The sequence below is a fragment of the Microbacterium sp. Y832 genome (assembly GCF_057669765.1).
On the sequence record NZ_JBYHFM010000002.1, the window covers coordinates 203,511 to 221,012 of the forward strand.

The window sequence follows — 17,502 nt, forward strand, 5'->3', positions numbered from 1 at the left end:
TGCCGCGGCTCGCGGTGTCAGCCGCCGATGCCCTTCCACGCGGTCGTGCCGTCGGATTCGACCTGACGCTTCCACACCGGAAGGTCGCGCTTGATCGCCTCGATCACGTCGCGGCACACGGCGAACGCCTCGGCTCGGTGGGGCGAGGCGACGGCGATCACCACCGCCAGGTCGCCGACCTCCAGCCGGCCCACCCGGTGCGACACGGCCACGATCGCCCCCGTCGACCCGATGCACGACGACGCGATGTCATGCAGCCTCGCCTCGGCATCGGGATGGGCGCTGTATTCGAGGGCGACGACGGCGGTCGCGGCATCCGGATCATGATCGCGGACCCGCCCGATGAACGACGCCACTGCCCCCGCGCGGGCGTCATCGACCGCGTCGAGGTGCGCAGCGATGTCGAGCGGTTCGTCGGTGATGCGCGCGAGGCGAAGGCCGCTCATGAGTGGTCTTCGCCTCGGAGCTGGTCGGTGACGTGCCGCGCGACAGACAGCACGAGGGGCATTCCGGATGCCACGGCCCGGGGCGACCCCGGAAGATTCACGATCAGCGCCCCCGCCGCCACGCCCGCGAGTCCGCGCGAGAGCATGCCCGCAGGCATCTCGGCGGCGCCCCGGCGGCGCAGTTCCTCGGCGATCCCCGGCACGGTCCGCTCGATGACGCGCGCGGTTCCCTCCGGCGTCTCGTCGCGGGGAGACACGCCCGTTCCCCCCGTGGTCACCACGAGACGGGCACCCGCGTCGATCGCGCTTCGCAGCGCACGCTCGACGCTGTCGGCCCCGTCAGGCACGATCACTGCTCCGTCGCAGGCGAACCCGGCCTCGCGCAGCGCGTCGACAGCGACCGGCCCGCTCGCGTCGTCGCGCTCACCCGCGGCGGAGCGATCGGACACGGTGATCACGGCGGCGCGCAACATGGCTCCAGCCTAGGAGTCGCGCCGTTCCAGCCGCACGATGACCGACTTCGACGTCGGCGTACCGCTCACATCGGCGACCGAGTCCAGCGGCACGAGCACGTTCGTCTCGGGATAGTAGGCCGCTGCGTTGCCGCGGGGCGTCGGGTAGGCGACGATGCGGAAGGCCTCGGCGGTGCGCTCCTCGGTCCGGCCTGCGGCGTTCGTCCACTCGGACACGAGGTCGACGACCTCACCGTCGGCGAAGCCCAGGTCGCGGATATCGTCGGCGTGCACGAGCACGACGCGGCGCCCCCCGCTGATGCCGCGGTAGCGATCGTCGGCGCCGTAGACGGTGGTGTTGTACTGGTCGTGCGAGCGCAGCGTCTGCAGCAGCAGGCGGCCGTGCGGGATGCGGGGGTACTCGAGCGGATTGACCGTGAACCGTGCACGCCCGTCGACCGTGTCGAACCGGCGGGAGTCGCGCGGACCGTTCGGCAGCCGCAGGGTCGCCCCCTTCGCGATGCGTGCTTCGTAGTCGTCGAAGCCGGGCACGACGCGCTGGATGTGCGCGCGGATGCGCGCGTAGTCCGTCTCGAGGGCGGCCCAGTCCGCGCGGGGCGCGTTGGCACGCGCGGGCCGGGCCGTGGCACCCGGCGACGAGAACAGCAGCCCGCACAGCCGGGCGACGATCGCGACCTCGCTCAGCATGTCGCCCGTCGGCGGGGCGAGGCGTCCGCGCGATGCGTGCACGGCGCCCATCGAGTCCTCGACGGTCACGCGCTGCTCGCGCCCGGCCCGCACATCACGGTCGGTGCGACCGAGGGTCGGCAGGATGATCGCCCGGCGGCCCGTCACGACATGGGAGCGGTTCAGCTTCGTCGAGACCTGCACCGTGAGGTCGACGCGAGCCACGGCCGCCTCGACGACCGCGGTGTCGGGCGTCGCCGAGATGAAGTTGCCGCCCATCGCCATGAAGAACCGCACGCGTGAGTCGCGCATCGCCCGGATCGCCTCGACCGTGTCGTACCCGTGCTCGCGCGGAGCATGGAAGCCGAACTCCGCATCGAGGGCATCGAGGAAGCCCGCCGAGGGCTTCTCGTAGATGCCGACCGTGCGGTCGCCCTGAACGTTGGAGTGACCGCGCACGGGGCACACTCCCGCGCCCGGGCGGCCGATGTTGCCCTGTAGCAGCAGAACGCTGAGGACATCACGCAGCATGGGCACCGAGTGCTTGTGCTGCGTGAGTCCCATCGCCCAGCACACGATCGTCGCTTTCGAGCCGCGCACGACCTCGGCGATGCGCCGCAGCTCGCCTTCGGACAGCCCCGTCGCCGCGACCAGGTCGGGCCACGCGGCATCTGCCATCGCCTGTCGGTACGCGTCGAACCCGCTCGTGTACCGAGCGATGAACTCGTGGTCCAGCGCATCGGTGGCGGGGACCGCCGAGGCCTCGAGCAGGTGCTTGCCGATCGCCTGGAAGAGCGCCTGGTCGCCGCCGAGACGAATCTGCACGAACTCGTCGGCGAGTTCGGTGCCGCCGAGGATCATCCCCTTCAGCGTCTGAGGGTTCTCGAACCGCACGAGCCCGGCTTCGGGCAGCGGGTTGACCGCGAGGATCCTCGCCCCGTGCTTCTTGGCCTTCTCGAGCGCCGAGAGCATGCGCGGGTGGTTCGTGCCCGGGTTCTGCCCCGCGACGATCAGCAGGTCGGCTTCGTGGATGTCCTCGATCGAGACCGTGCCCTTGCCGATGCCGATCGTCTCGGTGAGAGCCGAGCCCGACGACTCGTGGCACATGTTCGAGCAGTCCGGCAGGTTGTTCGTCCCGATTCCGCGCACGAGCAGCTGATACAGGAACGCCGCCTCGTTCGACGTCCGGCCCGACGTGTAGAACGCCGCCTCGTCAGGGTCGTCGAGCGCCGAGATCGCAGCGGCGATCTCGCGCAGCGCGTCATCCCACTCGATCGGCCGATAGTGCGTCGCACCCTCGTCGAGGATCATCGGATGCGTCAGCCGTCCCTGCTGCCCGAGCCACCAGTCGTCGTGCCCCGCGAGCTCGTCGATCGAGTGCGCCGCGAAGAACTCCGGCCCCGCGCGGCGCAGAGTCGCCTCTTCGGCGACGGCCTTCGCGCCGTTCTCGCAGAACTCCGCGACGTGACGCTTGTCCTCCTCGGGCCACGCACAGCCGGGGCAGTCGAAGCCGTCCTTCTGATTCATCCGCAGAAGCGTTTGCGCCGACCGCACGAGACCCATCTGGTCGACCGAGACCTGCAGCGCGTGCAACACCGCGGGAATGCCGGCGGCCGCGCGCTTGGGCTCCGTGACACGCAGGTGCGATTCGTCGATATCGGATGCCGGGGGCTTCGTCGCCATGCCCCCAGGCTATGACCTGCGAGGGTCAGCGGCGGCCTGTGCCGAAGATCCCGCGGATGACGCCGTTCAGCACGGTCCGCGTCGACGTCGATCCGAGGATCTGCTCGAGCCCGGACTTCGGTGCACGGCTGGATGTGCGCGACGAACCGCTCGTCTTCTTGAGGAGCCGCTCGTACTCCTTCTGGGCTTTGCGGTCGGCATCCGCCTGTGCCTTGTCGATCGCGGCCTGCTGCGTGGCGAGCTCGGCGGCGATCTTCGCCCGGTCGAGTTCGGCCTGCCGGGCGGCCTGGGCCTCGTCGGCGGCGCGCATCTTGGCGGTGAGGATCTCGCGCGCCGATTCGCGGTCGATCGGGGTGCCGTAGGCCGCCAGCAGGGGCGAGGCTTTCACGGTCGCCTCGATCGCGGGATCGGATGTCGGGGACATGAGTCCCTGCGGTGCGCGCAGCCGGGTCCAGGCGACGGGGGTCGGCGCGCCCTTCTCACTCATCACCGTCACGATCGCCTCGCCCGTGCCGAGCTCCTGCAGCACGCGTTCGAGGTCGTAGCCGGACTTCGGGTAGGTGCCGACGGTGGCGCGGAGCGCCTTGGCGTCATCGGGCGTGAAGGCCCGCAGGGCGTGCTGGATGCGCGAGCCCAGTTGTGCGAGCACGGCGGCCGGCACATCCTTGGGGGTCTGCGTCACGAAGAAGACGCCGACGCCCTTCGATCGGATGAGCCGGACGGTCTGGGTGATCGCGGCGACGAAATCCTTCGACGCACCCGTGAAGAGCAGATGAGCCTCGTCGAAGAAGAACACGAGCTTCGGCTTATCGAGGTCGCCGACCTCGGGGAGGATCTCGAAGAGCTCGGCGAGCAGGTACATCAGGAACGTCGAGAACAGAGCGGGCTTGTCGATGACGCCGGGCACCTCGAGCAGGCTGATCACGCCGCGTCCGTCGGCAGCGGTGCGCAGGAAGTCGCGCACATCGAACTCGGGCTCGCCGAAGAAGACGTCGGCGCCGTCGTCCGCGAACGTGATGAGCTCGCGCAGGATGACACCCGCCGTCGCCGCAGACAGACCGCCGAGCTCCTTGAGCTCGGCCTTGCCCTCGTCGCTCGTGAGGTAGGTGAGCACAGCCCTCAGATCCGACAGGTCGACCAGGGCGAGGCCGTTGTGGTCCGCGTAGTGGAAGACGAGGCCGAGGCTGGACTCCTGGGTCTGGTTGAGACCGAGTACCTTGCTCAGCAGCAGGGGACCGAATCCGCTCACGGTCGCGCGCACCGGCACGCCCTTGCCGATGCCGCCGAGCGCGAAGTACTCCGTGACCGAGGCCGCGGGCGTCCAGTCCTGACCGATCGCGCGCGTGCGCTCGAGGAGATTGTCGTTCGCCTCGCCCGGCGTCGCGACTCCCGACAGGTCGCCTTTGATGTCTGCGGCGAAGACGGGAACCCCCTTCGCCGCGAGCTGTTCGGCGAGCACCTGGAGCGTGCGGGTCTTGCCCGTGCCGGTCGCGCCGGCGACGAGGCCGTGGCGGTTCGTCATGGCGATCGGGATCCGGATCTGCGCCGACGCGACGGGATCGGTGTTGACGAGCGCGCCGAGGTCGAGCGTCTCGGCGTCGAAGGTGTAGCCCTTCACGATCGCGGCGACGGCGGCCTCATCGAGGGGACCGGTGCCTGTCGGTTGCGGCGACTCGCCGTCGACGGCGGCGGAAGACTCGGGCGAGGCGGTCGGCACCTCGGGCTCGTTCGTCGCCGCTCCTTCTTGATCGCCGCGCGCCGGCGGCGGGGCGGGAATGCCCGCTCGCGCCTTCGCCGCCTGGGCCTCAGCCGCGGCGAGCGCGGCTTTGGCCTGGGCGACCTTGAGCTGGGCTTCGGCGGCTTCTGCCTCGGCCCGCAGACGTGCGAGTTCGGCTTCGGCGACGGCGTCCGGCTCGGTCATGCGCACAGCCTAGCGACGCCCCCGCAGCCTCTACAGACCGGAGGCGAGGCGCTGCTCGGGCCTTTCGCGAGCGAGGACCCGACTCATCGCGCCGGCGACCAGGAGCGCCGCTCCTACGCCGATGAGCGCACCGCCGGCGGTGTCACTGAGCCAGTGCGCGTGCAGCACCGTCCGGCTGAGCGCCATGAGCAGCACCCACACCACGCCGAGAACCAGAACAGCCACCCGCGGGAAGATCACGACGAGCACCGTCGCGAGCGTCGCGGCACCGGCCACGTGGCCCGACGGGAACGAGCCGAAGTCGGTGATGATGATGATGTCCTCGGGCCGCGCGCGACCGAACGTCCGTTTGAGCACCTGCACGATCCCCGCCGACACGGCTTGAGCGAAGAGGAAGTACGCCGCCGACCACGGTCGTCGCACCAGCACGAGCACCAGCGCGCCGCCGAGCGGCACGACGAAGATCCCGAACCACCCCCCACCGAGAAACGCCATCACGAGCGAAAACCCCGACAGCGTCGAGCCCTCGAGGTCAGCCAGCACGCCGTTCCACCACGTGTCCACGGCGAAGGGGCCGTTGCCCTGCGCGAGCACCCACCCCCCGAGCGCGCACGCAAGAGCCACGAGCACGAAACCCCAGACGAGGAGCGGCACCGTGCCTGGGACGACGAGCTTCCGTTGCGGCATCCCCCCATTGTGCCCGCAGGCGCTGCACCCTCGGCGTCGGCGCGCACGAGCCACCGCTCATTCATCCGGCCGCCGCCATCACGGTCAGGGCCGAGGGGTGAGCGTGCTGCGGGGCGCTACGGCGCGAGCGGACCGACCGTGCGCGGGCGCACGATGAACCACAGCGCGAGCACGGCGATCACCGAGCAGCCGACCATGACACCTGCCATCGTCGTGGCGGTGATGCCGGCGTCACTGGCGATCCACCCCACGAGCGGCGAGACGAGTCCGGCCACACCGAAGTTGGTCGCCCCGATGATCGACTGCGCCGTTCCGGCGGCCTTGCCGTGCCGGTCCAGTGCGAGCACCTGCACGCAGGGAAAGGTGAAGCCGCACGCGGTCATGAAGACGAACAGCGGCACGACCGTGCCCCAGAGCCCGAGTCCGAGCTGATCGGTGATCACGATGGCCGATGCCGATACGACGAGCACGACGGTCGACCACGCCATGACCCACTGCGGGCCGAAGCGCGCGGCGAGACGTGAGGCCGCCTGCACGCCCACCACGACGCCGATCGAGTTGGCGGCGAAGAGCAGGCCGTACTGCTGCGGGTCGAAGCCGTACGTCCCCTGGAACAGGAAGGACGACGCCGACAGGTACGAGAAGAGCCCGCTGAAGGTCATGCCGCCGATCACGAGGACGCCGAGGAACACCCGGTCGCCCAGCACGCTCCGGTAGCGCTGCCACACGGTCGTCGTGCCCTGTTCGCTGCGCCGAGCGGGAGGGAGCGTCTCGGGGATGAACACGACCGCCGAGATCAGCATGAGCGCGCCGTAGACGGCGAGCACGATGAAGATACCGCGCCAGGGCATCACGAGCAGCAGCGCGGAACCGACAAGCGGCGCGAGCACCGGCGCGACGCCCGAAACGAGCGCGAGGCGGGACAGCATGACGACGAGGCGGCGTCCGCCGAACAGGTCACGCACGACAGCGGCGGCGACGACGCCGCCCGCCGCAGCGCCCGCACCCATCAGCACGCGCGTCACCGAGAGCAGCTCGAGCGTGGGGGCGAAGGCGGCCGCCGAGCTGGCGACGACGTGGAGGGCGGTGACGGCCAGCAGCGGGATCCGGCGCCCCACCTTGTCGCTGAGCGGCCCGACGATGAGCTGGCCCAGCGCGAAGCCGATCATCGTTCCCGTGAGGGTGAGCTGGATGGCGGTCGACGTCGTCTGGAAATCGGCCTCGAGCGCGGGGAACGCCGGCAGGTACAGGTCGATGGTGAACGGGCCGAGCGCGGTGAGGGCGCCGAGCAGGATGATGTAGAGCACGCGGCGGCGCGTCGAGAGCGCATCGCCCGGGTGCAGGACGATCGGTGCGGTGGCCGGGTTGGCTCCGAGCGTGCGGATGGCCCCGGTCGAGGGCGCCGAGGTCGAGGGGACGACCGGGACGGAAGCGGTATCGCGCAAGATTGTGTTCGTTTCAGAGGCGGCGGCGCCCAACTGCCGGAAAGGCCGACAGGGCGTGAAGAAGTCGGCGGTCGACCGTCCCACCAATGGGGACGACGTCGATCGAATCGATTCGAGAAGCTATGTTATCGGATGCTGCTCACGGGCCGTGTGCCGCACGGCAGGCGCGACCCGAGTTCAGGGGATGCGCGGCCGGTTCCCAGGACATCCATCGCATGCACCCGCATAGTATTGACCCGTCCGCACCCCGCGCCCGATTCGGCGCCGAGCCGAGAGCACCCGAATGTCCCCGACTCCTCCGTCCCCCTCCGACAAGCGCACAAGCGGCAACCCCGCGACGCAGGCGAAGCTCGATCTGACGATCAAGCAGCAGCGTGAGCAGAAGCGGCAGGAGAAGCTCGCCGAGTACCAGAAGCAGCTCGCCAAGCGCAAGCGCGGCAAGCTCGTGTGGTGGACGATCGGCTCCGTCGGCGCGATCGTCGTGATCGGTGCGATCGTGGCTTCCTTCGTGTTCGCTCCCGCGCCCCCCGCGTCGTACACGGCCGGCAGCGAGGGCGTTGAGATCGAGGGCGTCGAGACCTTCACGAACACCACGACCCACGTCGAGGGTGTCGTCGAGTACGAGCAGACCCCGCCGACCGGCGGGCCGCACAACTCTGTCTGGCTGAACTGCGGCATCTACAGCGAGCCGCAGCAGAACGAGAACGCGGTGCACTCGCTCGAACACGGCGCCGTGTGGATCACGTACGACGCCGACGCCGTGCAGAGCGAGGACCTCGACCTGCTCAAGAGCAAGCTGCCGTCGAGCTACGTGATCCTTTCGCCGTTCGAGGGGCTCGACACGCCCATCGCGCTCAGCGCGTGGAACCAGCAGCTCAAGGTCGATGATGCAGCCGACCCCCGCATCGATGAGTTCCTCGAGGAGTACTGGCGCTCCGACCTCGTCCCCGAGCCGGGCGCCCTGTGCTCCGGCGCGATTGACGGCCCCGGCAAGCAGTAGTCGTGACAGAGCCGGCGGGGTCCGCCTCGGGAGCAAGGCGCTGGGCGCTCATCGCGCTCGCCGCTCTCGCGATCGCGGCCCTCGCCTTCGCGATCGGTCGATTCTCGACCTTCGGGCAGTCAGCGTCCGTCGCGCTTCCCGGCACCACCTCGCCCGAGGCGGGCTTCGCCCGCGACATGCAGGCTCATCACACGCAGGCGATCGAGATGGCGATGGAGATCTATCGCAAGACCGACGACGACGAGGTGCGCATCCTCTCGTACGACATCGCGACGACGCAGTCGGGCCAGCGTGGCGAGATGTACGACTGGCTCGTGAAGTGGGGCCTGCCGCAATCCGACGGCACGATGATGGCCTGGATGGCGCCCCTCGGCGAGGGCCACGCTCACGGCGACGGGTCGCCGCTCACCCCGCAAGAAGCCGAGGCCGCCATGGGGATGGCGACGCCCGAGCAGCTCTCAGCCCTGCGTGACGCGACCGGCCGCGAGGCCGACTGCCTCTTCCTCGAGCTGATGATCCGCCACCACGAGGGCGCCATACCGATGGCACAGGCACTCCTCGACCTCGGCTCCGAACCACGCGCCCTCGCCGTCGCACAGAGCATGAAGGACGGCCAGACCGCCGAACTCGACGCCATGCGCTCGATCCAGACGCGCTTGGGCTGCTCTTCCTGACGCACTCCTTCTCTTACTTCTGCGAGCCGGCGAGGAGCGCCTGCACGAAGTAGCGCTGGAAGGCGAAGAAGACGATGAGCGGCACGATCATCGACAGGAACGCCCCCGAGCTCAGCACGTCGATGTTCGCACCGAACTGACGCAGCTGGGACTGAATCGCGACCGTCAGCGGCTGCGACTGGGAGTTCGTGAAGATGAGGGCGACGAGCATGTCGTTCCACGTCCACAGGAACTGAAAGATCGCGAGCGAGGCGATCGCGGGCAGGCCCAGCGGCAGGATGAGCTGGAAGAAGATCCGCCAGTCCCCCGCACCGTCGATGCGCGCGGCCTCGAGCAGTTCCGCGGGCACCTGCGTGAAGAAGTTGCGCAGCAGGAAGATCGCGAACGGCAGCCCGAACGCCACGTGGAAGAGGATGACTCCCAGCACGCTGCCGAAGATCCCGAGCGTGCCGAACAGACGTGCGAGCGGGATCAGCGCCACCTGCAGCGGTACGGCGAGCAGGATGATGACGACGATGAGCAGCCAGTCGCGGCCGGGGAACTGCATCCACGCGAACGCATACGCGGCGCACGCGCCGAGCAGCACGACCAGCACGGTCGTGGGCACCGCGATCACGATCGTGTTCCAGAACGAGCCGGTGATCGTGGGGTTCGAGAGCAGGTTGGCGTAGTTCTCGATCGTCAGCTCGGCGGGCTTCGTGAAGACCGTCCACCAGCCCGACCCTGCGTTGTCGCCCGCACTGCGCAGCGACGTGAGGAACAGCCCGACCGTCGGAACGAGCCAGAAGACCGCGACGATCGCGAGGATGATGTTGACGATGCTCGAGGTGAAGACACCGACGATCCTCTGCGCGACGGTCTTCTTTCCGCGGACGATGCTGAGGTCCGCTGACGCCGCGCTCATCGGCTGCGCTCCTCGCGGAAGCGGCGCACGTTGATGATCATCGACGGCAGCACGAGGATGAGCAGCAGGAGCGCCAGTGCCGAGCCGAGGCCCTGGTTGCTTCCCCCGCCGAACGAGACGGTCCACATCTCGACGGCGATCACGTTCGCCGCCGGTTTCGAGACTCCCGGCGGTATGACGTAGACGAGGTCGAAGATCTTCAGCACGTTGATGATGAGGGTGACGATCACCACGACGAGCACGGGGGCCAGAAGCGGCGCGGTGATCCTCGTGAACACCTGCCACTCATTGGCCCCGTCCATGCGCGAGGCCTCTTGGAGCGATCGGTCCATCGCCGACAGCCCCGAGGCGATCATGACCATCGCGAACCCCGCCCAGATCCAGATGTAGGACAGGATGATGACGGCGTTGATGAGCGACGGGCCGAGCCACGAGACGCCCTGGAAGCCCTCGTCGAAGTTCGTCGCGGGCAGGGCGACACGATAGGTCTCGCCCTCCGTGAGTCCCTCGATGAGGTAGGTGCCGTCGGCGCCGGTCGTGGCATATCCGCGAATCGAGCCGTCCGGTGCTACGGCATCCACCCGCACGCCGGGCAGCCCGCTCTTGCCGTCCTCGATCTCACCGTTGACTCCCCCACCGCCTGAGACGACGTCGAGGAACACCGTCCCGGCGATCTCGGTGGCACCCGGCGTCGAGGCCTCGGCGGCTTGGGTCGCATCGGGCGGCAGGTTCGACTGACGGATGCCGGCGAGCGGGAAGTCCTGGACGCTGCCGGGTGCGAGTTCGTCCTCGGATGCGATCGTGCCGCGGTCGGCGATGATGCCGAAGCCCTCGCGCGGGGTAGCCCCGGGATACCCCGCCTCGTTCGAGAACGCCTTGTCGACACCCACGATGACCGCGTTCACGACGCCGAGGTTGGGGTCCTCCTGGAACATGCCGCGAAAGATGACCCCGGCGGCGAGCATCGAGATCGCCATCGGCATGAAGATGATGAGCTTGAACGCCGTCTTCCACTTCAGCTTCTCGAGGAGGACGGCGAAGATCAGGCCGAGGATCGTGCAGGCCAGCGGCGCCACGATCACCCACATGACGTTGTTGCGGATCGCGGTGAACGTGCTCTCGTTCGTGAACATCGTCACGTAGTTTTCCCAGCCGACGAACGCATCGCCGCGCTGGTTGTAGAACGACCGGATGAGGGTGTAGACGATCGGATACACCACGAGCGCGCCGAGGACGACGAGTGCGGGCCCGAGGAACGACGCGACGATGAGGGCGCGGCGCAGGCGGCCCTTGCCGGGGGGCCGAGCGGTCGGCTCGGCCCCCCGGTTCGGGTCCGCTGCGGTCTCGACGAGAGCGGTCACGGTGTGTCCGATCCTGAGTGGCGGAGTGTCAGTACGCCGAAACGGCTGCCGCTTCCAGGGCTTCCATCGTGCCCTGGATGTCGGTGGGATCGGCGTAGAAGTCGATCATGATCTGCCAGAACCCGGTCCCGGCCGTGCCTCCGAAAGCGCTCGGCGTGAGGTCGGACATGTCGAATCGGAACGTCTCGGCACCCGTCAGCGCCTCGGCGATCTTTCGTGCCGTGTCATCGGGGTACAGCGACGTGTCGACATTGCGGTTCGGCGAGGTCAGGCCACCGTTGGGCACCCAGATCTCGGCCGCCGCGGGCGATGCGAGGTACTGCATGAGCGCATCGGTCGCCTCGTCGTCGACGAACTGGATCGCGACGTCGCCGCCGCCGACGACGGCGGGCGCCGAGCCGTTGATCGACGGGAAGTCATAGAACAGCGCGTTCTCGCCGACGACGGAGTTGCCGTCGTCGGTGATGTTGCCGGCGACGAAGTCCCCCTCGTACACGGTGCCCGCTTGCGGGTCTGCGCCGAACACGGCCGTGACGCTCTCGGGGAACGTGCGCTGCGCACCTCCGGGCTGCAGCACATCGCTCGACCACAGCGTCGCCATGACCTCGAGCGCCTCGGCGACCGAGGGATCCGTCCAGGGGATCTCGTGTTTTGTGAGCTGGTCGTACTTCTCGGCCCCCGCCGTGCGGAGGTAGACGTTCTCGAACCAGTCGGTGAGCGGCCAGCCGACGTCGGCGCCGACCGAGATGCCGGAGTAGCCGGAGTCCTGAACCAGCTGCAGCTGCTCGAGGAAGCCGTCCCAGTCCTCGGGGGCGGACGCTCCCGCTTCGTCGTAGATGTCGGCGTTGTACCAGACCGTCGACTTGTTGGCGGCCTTGAACCACACGCCGTACAGCTCACCATCGACCGAACCGAGATCGATCCAGCTGTCGGAGTAGTTCTCTTCGACGGCGCTGCGGGTCGCGTCGCTCAGCGGAATGAGGTCACCGGCGGCAGCGAGCGACTGCATGAGCGCCGGCTGCCCGATGACCGCGACGTTGGGCGGCGAGCCTCCTTCGAGCTGTCCCTGCAGGAACGTCGGTCCGTTGTCACCGAAGCTCGTGTAGTCGACCTGGGCGCCGGTGTCCTCCGAGAACTTCTGCAGCACCGCTTCGAAGTTGGACTGTTCGGCTCCTGACCAGGCCGCGGCGACCTTGAGGGTCTGGCCTGAGAAGTCTCCCTCGACGGTCTCTCCGCCGCCGTCTCCCCCACCGCCGGCGCATCCGGCGATGAGCAGACCGGCGGCTCCGAGTGCAGCGATGGAAGCGGCACTGCGCCTATGAGTGCGTGCGTTCATTGCGATCCCCTTCGGTGTTGCGGTGCACGGTGTACGTGCGCGCTGTGTCGTGGGAGCGATGCGGAATCGCTTCCACGTTGGTCACCGTAGGACCCCACGTCCCGCGCGGCAACCCCCCTTCTGCCGTGCGACCGCATCGGTATACTCGCCCGCTCCCGACCGCGGAATGCACGAAGACCCCCGGGTGAACCCGGGGGTCTTCGGCGTCACGTCAGAAGACGTGGAGATCGCTGATCGCGATTACTTGAGGGTGACGGTCGCGCCGGCCTCTTCGAGCGCAGCCTTGGCCTTCTCGGCGGCTTCCTTGCTCGCGCCCTCGAGGACGGCCTTGGGTGCACCGTCGACGACGGCCTTGGCCTCGCCGAGACCGAGCGAGGTGAGCTCGCGGACGGTCTTGATGACCTGGATCTTCTTGTCGCCGGCAGCCTCGAGGATGACGTCGAACGAGTCCTTCTCCTCCTCGGCAGCGGCCTCGCCACCCGCGCCAGCGGCGCCGGCAACGGCGACGGGAGCAGCAGCGGTGACGTCGAACTTCTCCTCGAACGCCTTGACGAACTCGCTGAGCTCGACGAGGGTCAGATCGGCGAACTGCTGCAGCAGTTCCTCAGTGTTGAGCTTGGCCATGATGTATCTCCTAGATTGATGGGGTTTGTGAGACGAGATCGCCAGTCGCTTACGCGGCTTCGGCGGTCTCCAGCTTTTCGCGAAGCGCGTCGATGGTCGCGGCAGCCTTGCCCATCGTCGCCTTCATCATGCCCGCAGCCTTTGCAAGCAGAACCTCACGGCTCTCGAGCGCGGCGTACTTGTTGACCTCGTCGGCGGTGAGGGGGTTTCCCTCGAAAACGCCACCCTTGATCACGAGCATCGGGTTGGCCTTGGCGAAGTCACGCAGAGCCTTCGCAGTGGCGACGAAGTCGCCGTGCACGAATGCGATGGCCGACGGGCCCTTGAGGCCCTCGTCCATCGAGGTGATCCCCGCGTTGTTCGCGGCGATCTTGGTCAGCGTGTTCTTCACCACGGCGTATTCCGCGTCCTGACGGATGTTGTTGCGCAGCTCCTTGAGCTGAGCAACCGTCAGACCGCGGTACTCGGTCAGCAGAACGGCAGTCGAGTCCTCGAAGTTCTTCGTGAGCTCGGCGACCGATGCATCCTTCTGCGCCATGGTCACTCCTTATGTGTGTGAGATGCTCCGCGATGGCGGAGCGTCAGCCGCAGGCATCCGGTTCTTCCGTCTGGACATCAAAAAAGCTCCGGCGCAAGCGCACGGAGCTTTGGAAGAAGTTCGTGACACCTGCGCGGGCCCCTGCATGTCGCAGAGCTTCGATCGATGTGCGCTCACACGCACGCCGATGACCGGCGGTCTTTGGCTTCACCCAGGGTACGTCACACCGCGCTGCGCACCAAATCGCGCGCCCCTCGGAACGCACGCCGTGTCGCAGCGCCCGTCCGACCGTCAGGCGATCCGGTCACGGGGCCGCCAGAACCGCGGGTCGACCTCGGAGACGCGCGTGGGCCGATCCTCTCCGGTGAGCCCATACGGGTCGATACCGCGGAACAGCTCACCCATGTCGACCTCGAGCACGCCGGCGATCTTCAGAACCGTCACCAGTTGCGGGTTCGACCCGGCCTCGATCTTGCGGATGTTCGACACGTCGAGGTCGGCGACGGCCGCGAGCCCCTCTGCGGTCAGCTTCCGCGCCAACCGCTGGGCCGCAAGACGACGACCGAGTTCGACTCGGGGGTCGGTGTTCTTGGAGGGCATTCTCCAGTGTGTACCTAGGGGCGCGGGCAAAGGCTACAGATCGAGGGCGCGCGGTTATAACCATCACGAACCGCGCGTGCCGCGCCGTGCCGTCCGGTGGGGCGGCGTAGGGTCGAAGCCGTGACACCCGAACTCGCTGCGCGAATCGTCGCGGACTCCCGCGACCGGGTGGCGTGGGTGCGGGCACGCTCACGGGGGATCACGGCGACGGACGTCGCCTCGCTCACCTCGGAGCGGGCGATCCCTCGTGCCGCAGACGCCAAGCTGCTGGGCTCCGGCTTTTCAGGCAATGCCTACACGGCGCACGGCCGGCGCCGCGAACCCGAGATCGCCGCGTGGGTCGCCGCGACGCACGGCATCCAGCCCTCGTCCGCGCTGTTCCACGCGACGGTCGAGAAGCGCCATCTGGCCACCCCCGACGGCGTCACCGTCGACAGCCAGGGGCGCGTGACCCTCGCCGAGATCAAGACGACGAACAAGGCCTGGCGCAGCATCCCGCGCACGTACCTTCGGCAGATCTTCTGGCAGCAGCACGTGCTCGGCGCCGAGCGCACACTCGTGGCGTGGGAGCAGCACGACGACTTCGTGCCCGTGGGCGACGAGCCGCGCTGCGCGTGGGTCGACCGCGACGAAGCCGAGATCGCCAAGCTCGTGCACCTCGCGACGTCACTCATCGACGAACTGCACCGCCGGCACCTGCGCGCCGTGCGTCCTGCCGAGCAGACTCCCCCGCCCGTACGCGCTCCCTTCCGCGCCCTCGCGCTCGCCGACTGACCTCGACCCGGCCCCTCGCGGGACTCGACGCCTGCCGTCGTGCCTCGTCGCCATGCGATGGTTGACGCACATCAACTAACGACCTATAGTTGACCCTTGTCAACTTTCGCGCCGAGGGCGTCGCGGTACCCGATCCTGTAAGGAAGCCATGGCATCGTCCGCTGCCCCTCTCACCGAATCCGGCATGACCCGTCGGCAGGTCCTCGAGGCCCTCTCCGGGCTGCTGCTCGGCATGTTCGTGTCGATGCTCGCTTCGACCGTCGTCTCGACATCGCTCCCGGTCATCGTGCACGACCTCGGCGGGGACCAGTCGGCATTCACCTGGGTCATCACCGCGACGCTGCTCACGACGGCGATCTCGACGCCCATCTGGGGCAAGCTCGCCGATCTGTTCAACCGCAAGCTGCTGATCCAGATCGCCCTGGTGCTCTTCGTGCTCGCAACCGCCGCGGCCGGGTTCGCCCAGGATCCCGGCACGCTCATCGCCTTCCGCGCCGCACAGGGAGTGGGCGCCGGTGGCCTCGCCGCTCTCAGCCAGATCATCATGGCCGACATCATCAGCCCCCGCGAACGCGGACGCTACATGGGCCTGTTCGGCGCCGTCATGGCGCTCGCGACCATCGGCGGTCCGCTGCTGGGCGGTGTCATCACCGACGCCTTCGGCTGGCGCTGGAACTTCTTCATCGCGATTCCCTTCGCGATCGCCGCGCTCTTCCTGCTGCAGCGGACGCTGCGCATCTCGAACCGCACGCGCAAGGCGAGCATCGACTATCTCGGCATCGTGCTGCTGACAGCCGCCGTCTCGCTGCTGCTCATCTGGATCACCGGCGCCGGAACGACGTATGACTGGTGGAGCCTCGAGACCCTGTTGATGGCTGGCGGTTCTGCCCTCGCGACGGCGCTGTTCATCGTCGTCGAGCTGCGCTCGCGCGAACCGCTCATTCCGCTGCGCATGTTCCGCAACCGCACGTTCACCCTCTCTGTGCTCGCTTCGATCGCCACGGGCATCGCCATGTTCGGGTCGTCGGTCTTCCTCAGCCAGTACATGCAGATGGCGCGGGGCGCGACGCCGACCGAAGCCGGGCTCATGACGCTGCCGATGATCGGTGGACTGCTGGTCTCGTCGATCGTCGTCGGCCAGCTGATCAGCCGCTTCGGCGCATGGAAGAGCTACCTCGTCGTGGGCTCGATCCTGCTCATCGCCGGCCTGGGCATGCTCACGACGCTGCGCTACGACACCAACTTCGTGCTCGTCTCGATCTACATGTTCCTGATGGGTGCAGGCGTCGGCATGACCATGCAGAACCTCGTGCTCGTCGTGCAGAACACCGCGCGCCCCGATGAGATGGGCGCCGCCTCATCGGGAGTGACCTTCTTCCGCAGCGTGGGCGGCACGATCGGCGTCTCGGTCATGGGCGCCGCGCTGGCTGCGAGCGTCACCGATCTGTTCGTGTCGAGCAAAGAGGCCATCGGCGCGGCGGCGGCAGGCCTGGGAGCCGAGGGTGCCGCCATCACGCAGCAGCTGTTCGCCGGCACGATGCCCGCCGTGTACACGCTGCCCGAGAGCATCCGACTCATCGTCGAGGACATCTACGCGCAGGGCATCTCACAGGCCTTCCTCATCGCCGCACCGTTCGCGGTGCTGAGCCTGATCGCCATCATCTTCCTGCCGAACGTGCCGCTCACGCGTATGACGACGCGGGAGCGCCTCGAGGCCGGTGAAGCGGATCTCGCCACGATCGGCTCGGAAGCGGGCATGGCCGCCATCACCGCCACCGGGCCGATTCCGACGGTCGAGTCCGATGCCGCCCCCCGGCGCCGCCGTCGCGGGGGCCGGTCATGACGACCCCGATGACCGGGCACAGCGCCGAGCACAAGGACGCCGTGCGCGCGTTGGAAGCCGAGTTCAGCGAGCTGTTCGACCTCGTGCGCCGCCAGTTCGCCGTCAATGCCGAGCGGATGAGCCCGGGCATGCTCCCCGGCGCCTACAAGGTCTTCACGACCATCGTTCGGCGCGAGCGTGTGACGCCCTCAGAGCTCGCCGAGGCGCTCGCCGCCGACAAGGGCCAGGTCAGCCGGACTGTCCGCGAGCTGGAACAGCTGGGGTTCGTCGACCGCACCCGCGACCCCGACGACGGCCGCTCGAGCCTCATCGCACCGACCGCGCTCGGTCTCGAGCGCCTCGCGGTGGCCCGGGCACCGCACGAGACCGGTCTGGCCGAGACCCTCGGCGGCTGGGACCTCGACGACATCCGTCGCCTGACGCATCTGCTTCACACGCTCCGGGATGGCGCGACACCGAGCACCTGACGCGCCCGCTCGCGACGGAATCCGGTTGACTGGATGCTGCGCCTCACTCACGCCCGAAAG

General features: G+C 68.4%; 17 protein-coding genes. 5 read left to right on the forward strand and 12 right to left on the reverse strand.

The features are described from left to right. Positions 1-17: 17 nt before the first annotated feature. The 6 genes from AC25YV_RS03735 to AC25YV_RS03760 form a co-directional block, all read right to left on the reverse strand. Positions 18-446 (reverse strand): molybdenum cofactor biosynthesis protein MoaE, encoded by a 429-nt coding sequence (locus AC25YV_RS03735; protein WP_488122500.1) that lies wholly within the window; start codon positions 444-446, stop codon positions 18-20. Continuing rightward, on the reverse strand, positions 443-919 hold the full coding sequence (locus tag AC25YV_RS03740; protein WP_488122501.1) for a MogA/MoaB family molybdenum cofactor biosynthesis protein: 477 nt from the start codon (positions 917-919) through the stop codon (positions 443-445). The genes AC25YV_RS03735 and AC25YV_RS03740 overlap by 4 nt, the downstream gene beginning before the upstream one ends. Before the next feature lie 9 nt (positions 920-928). Further along, positions 929-3,268 carry an FdhF/YdeP family oxidoreductase gene (locus AC25YV_RS03745; protein WP_488122502.1) on the reverse strand — a complete coding sequence of 780 codons (2,340 nt, stop codon included), beginning with the start codon at positions 3,266-3,268 and terminating at the stop codon, positions 929-931. A 25-nt stretch (positions 3,269-3,293) separates the two neighbouring features. Next, the gene (locus AC25YV_RS03750; protein ID WP_488122503.1) at positions 3,294-5,189 is read right to left on the reverse strand and encodes a helicase HerA-like domain-containing protein; all 1,896 of its coding nucleotides are present in this window, start codon (positions 5,187-5,189) and stop codon (positions 3,294-3,296) included. A gap of 30 nt (positions 5,190-5,219) precedes the next feature. Continuing rightward, positions 5,220-5,876, reverse strand: a complete 657-nt coding sequence (locus AC25YV_RS03755; RefSeq protein WP_488122504.1) for a phosphatase PAP2 family protein — start codon at positions 5,874-5,876, stop codon at positions 5,220-5,222. A gap of 116 nt (positions 5,877-5,992) precedes the next feature. Continuing rightward, positions 5,993-7,321, reverse strand: a complete 1,329-nt coding sequence (locus AC25YV_RS03760; protein ID WP_488122505.1) for a multidrug effflux MFS transporter — start codon at positions 7,319-7,321, stop codon at positions 5,993-5,995. A gap of 283 nt (positions 7,322-7,604) precedes the next feature. On the opposite strand from AC25YV_RS03760, the gene AC25YV_RS03765 reads away from it, so the two are divergent. Together AC25YV_RS03765 and AC25YV_RS03770 are read left to right on the forward strand one after the other, a co-directional pair. Next, positions 7,605-8,321, forward strand: coding sequence for a thioredoxin-like domain-containing protein (locus tag AC25YV_RS03765; RefSeq protein WP_488122506.1), 717 nt, complete (start codon positions 7,605-7,607; stop codon positions 8,319-8,321). 2 nt (positions 8,322-8,323) lie between these two features. Further along, positions 8,324-8,995 carry a DUF305 domain-containing protein gene (locus AC25YV_RS03770; protein WP_488122507.1) on the forward strand — a complete coding sequence of 224 codons (672 nt, stop codon included), beginning with the start codon at positions 8,324-8,326 and terminating at the stop codon, positions 8,993-8,995. A 13-nt stretch (positions 8,996-9,008) separates the two neighbouring features. Here the strand turns inward: AC25YV_RS03770 and AC25YV_RS03775 are convergent, their stop codons facing one another. From AC25YV_RS03775 to AC25YV_RS03800, 6 genes are all read right to left on the reverse strand, one after another. Beyond that, complete coding sequence (locus AC25YV_RS03775; RefSeq protein WP_488122508.1) at positions 9,009-9,899, reverse strand: carbohydrate ABC transporter permease; 891 nt, start codon at positions 9,897-9,899, stop codon at positions 9,009-9,011. After that, complete coding sequence (locus AC25YV_RS03780) at positions 9,896-11,260, reverse strand: carbohydrate ABC transporter permease (protein ID WP_488122509.1); 1,365 nt, start codon at positions 11,258-11,260, stop codon at positions 9,896-9,898. The genes AC25YV_RS03775 and AC25YV_RS03780 overlap by 4 nt, the downstream gene beginning before the upstream one ends. A gap of 28 nt (positions 11,261-11,288) precedes the next feature. Beyond that, entirely contained in the window at positions 11,289-12,596 is a 1,308-nt protein-coding gene (locus tag AC25YV_RS03785) for an ABC transporter substrate-binding protein (protein WP_488122510.1), read from the reverse strand. Between the two features lie 240 nt (positions 12,597-12,836). After that, complete coding sequence (gene rplL, locus AC25YV_RS03790) at positions 12,837-13,220, reverse strand: 50S ribosomal protein L7/L12 (protein ID WP_488122511.1); 384 nt, start codon at positions 13,218-13,220, stop codon at positions 12,837-12,839. A gap of 49 nt (positions 13,221-13,269) precedes the next feature. Then, positions 13,270-13,758: a 50S ribosomal protein L10 gene (gene rplJ, locus AC25YV_RS03795; protein WP_488122512.1), complete on the reverse strand. Its 489-nt coding sequence runs from the start codon at positions 13,756-13,758 to the stop codon at positions 13,270-13,272. Between the two features lie 291 nt (positions 13,759-14,049). Beyond that, a complete protein-coding gene (locus tag AC25YV_RS03800) occupies positions 14,050-14,358 on the reverse strand; it encodes a helix-turn-helix domain-containing protein (RefSeq protein WP_488122513.1) in 309 nt (102 codons plus the stop codon). Positions 14,359-14,478: 120 nt separating this feature from the next. Here AC25YV_RS03800 and AC25YV_RS03805 point away from each other — a divergent pair, with 120 nt between their 5' ends. The 3 genes from AC25YV_RS03805 (at position 14,479) to AC25YV_RS03815 (ending at position 17,442) form a co-directional block, all read left to right on the forward strand. Then, the gene (locus AC25YV_RS03805) at positions 14,479-15,132 is read left to right on the forward strand and encodes a YqaJ viral recombinase family protein (protein ID WP_488122514.1); all 654 of its coding nucleotides are present in this window, start codon (positions 14,479-14,481) and stop codon (positions 15,130-15,132) included. 148 nt (positions 15,133-15,280) lie between these two features. Then, positions 15,281-16,975, forward strand: coding sequence for an MDR family MFS transporter (locus AC25YV_RS03810; RefSeq protein ID WP_488122515.1), 1,695 nt, complete (start codon positions 15,281-15,283; stop codon positions 16,973-16,975). After that, a complete protein-coding gene (locus AC25YV_RS03815; RefSeq protein WP_488122516.1) occupies positions 16,972-17,442 on the forward strand; it encodes a MarR family winged helix-turn-helix transcriptional regulator in 471 nt (156 codons plus the stop codon). Before AC25YV_RS03810 ends, AC25YV_RS03815 begins: the two co-directional genes overlap by 4 nt. Positions 17,443-17,502 lie beyond the last annotated feature (60 nt).

Coding starts and splice junctions, on each gene's coding strand:
- AC25YV_RS03800 (WP_488122513.1), bottom strand. CDS start 14,358: ATGCCCTCCAAGAACACCGACCCCCGAGTCGAACTCGGTCGTCGTCTT.
- AC25YV_RS03740 (WP_488122501.1), bottom strand. CDS start 919: ATGTTGCGCGCCGCCGTGATCACCGTGTCCGATCGCTCCGCCGCGGGT.
- AC25YV_RS03785 (WP_488122510.1), bottom strand. CDS start 12,596: ATGAACGCACGCACTCATAGGCGCAGTGCCGCTTCCATCGCTGCACTC.
- AC25YV_RS03765 (WP_488122506.1), top strand. CDS start 7,605: ATGTCCCCGACTCCTCCGTCCCCCTCCGACAAGCGCACAAGCGGCAAC.
- rplL (WP_488122511.1), bottom strand. CDS start 13,220: ATGGCCAAGCTCAACACTGAGGAACTGCTGCAGCAGTTCGCCGATCTG.
- rplJ (WP_488122512.1), bottom strand. CDS start 13,758: ATGGCGCAGAAGGATGCATCGGTCGCCGAGCTCACGAAGAACTTCGAG.
- AC25YV_RS03815 (WP_488122516.1), top strand. CDS start 16,972: ATGACGACCCCGATGACCGGGCACAGCGCCGAGCACAAGGACGCCGTG.
- AC25YV_RS03775 (WP_488122508.1), bottom strand. CDS start 9,899: ATGAGCGCGGCGTCAGCGGACCTCAGCATCGTCCGCGGAAAGAAGACC.
- AC25YV_RS03745 (WP_488122502.1), bottom strand. CDS start 3,268: ATGGCGACGAAGCCCCCGGCATCCGATATCGACGAATCGCACCTGCGT.
- AC25YV_RS03810 (WP_488122515.1), top strand. CDS start 15,281: ATGGCATCGTCCGCTGCCCCTCTCACCGAATCCGGCATGACCCGTCGG.
- AC25YV_RS03735 (WP_488122500.1), bottom strand. CDS start 446: ATGAGCGGCCTTCGCCTCGCGCGCATCACCGACGAACCGCTCGACATC.
- AC25YV_RS03755 (WP_488122504.1), bottom strand. CDS start 5,876: ATGCCGCAACGGAAGCTCGTCGTCCCAGGCACGGTGCCGCTCCTCGTC.
- AC25YV_RS03750 (WP_488122503.1), bottom strand. CDS start 5,189: ATGACCGAGCCGGACGCCGTCGCCGAAGCCGAACTCGCACGTCTGCGG.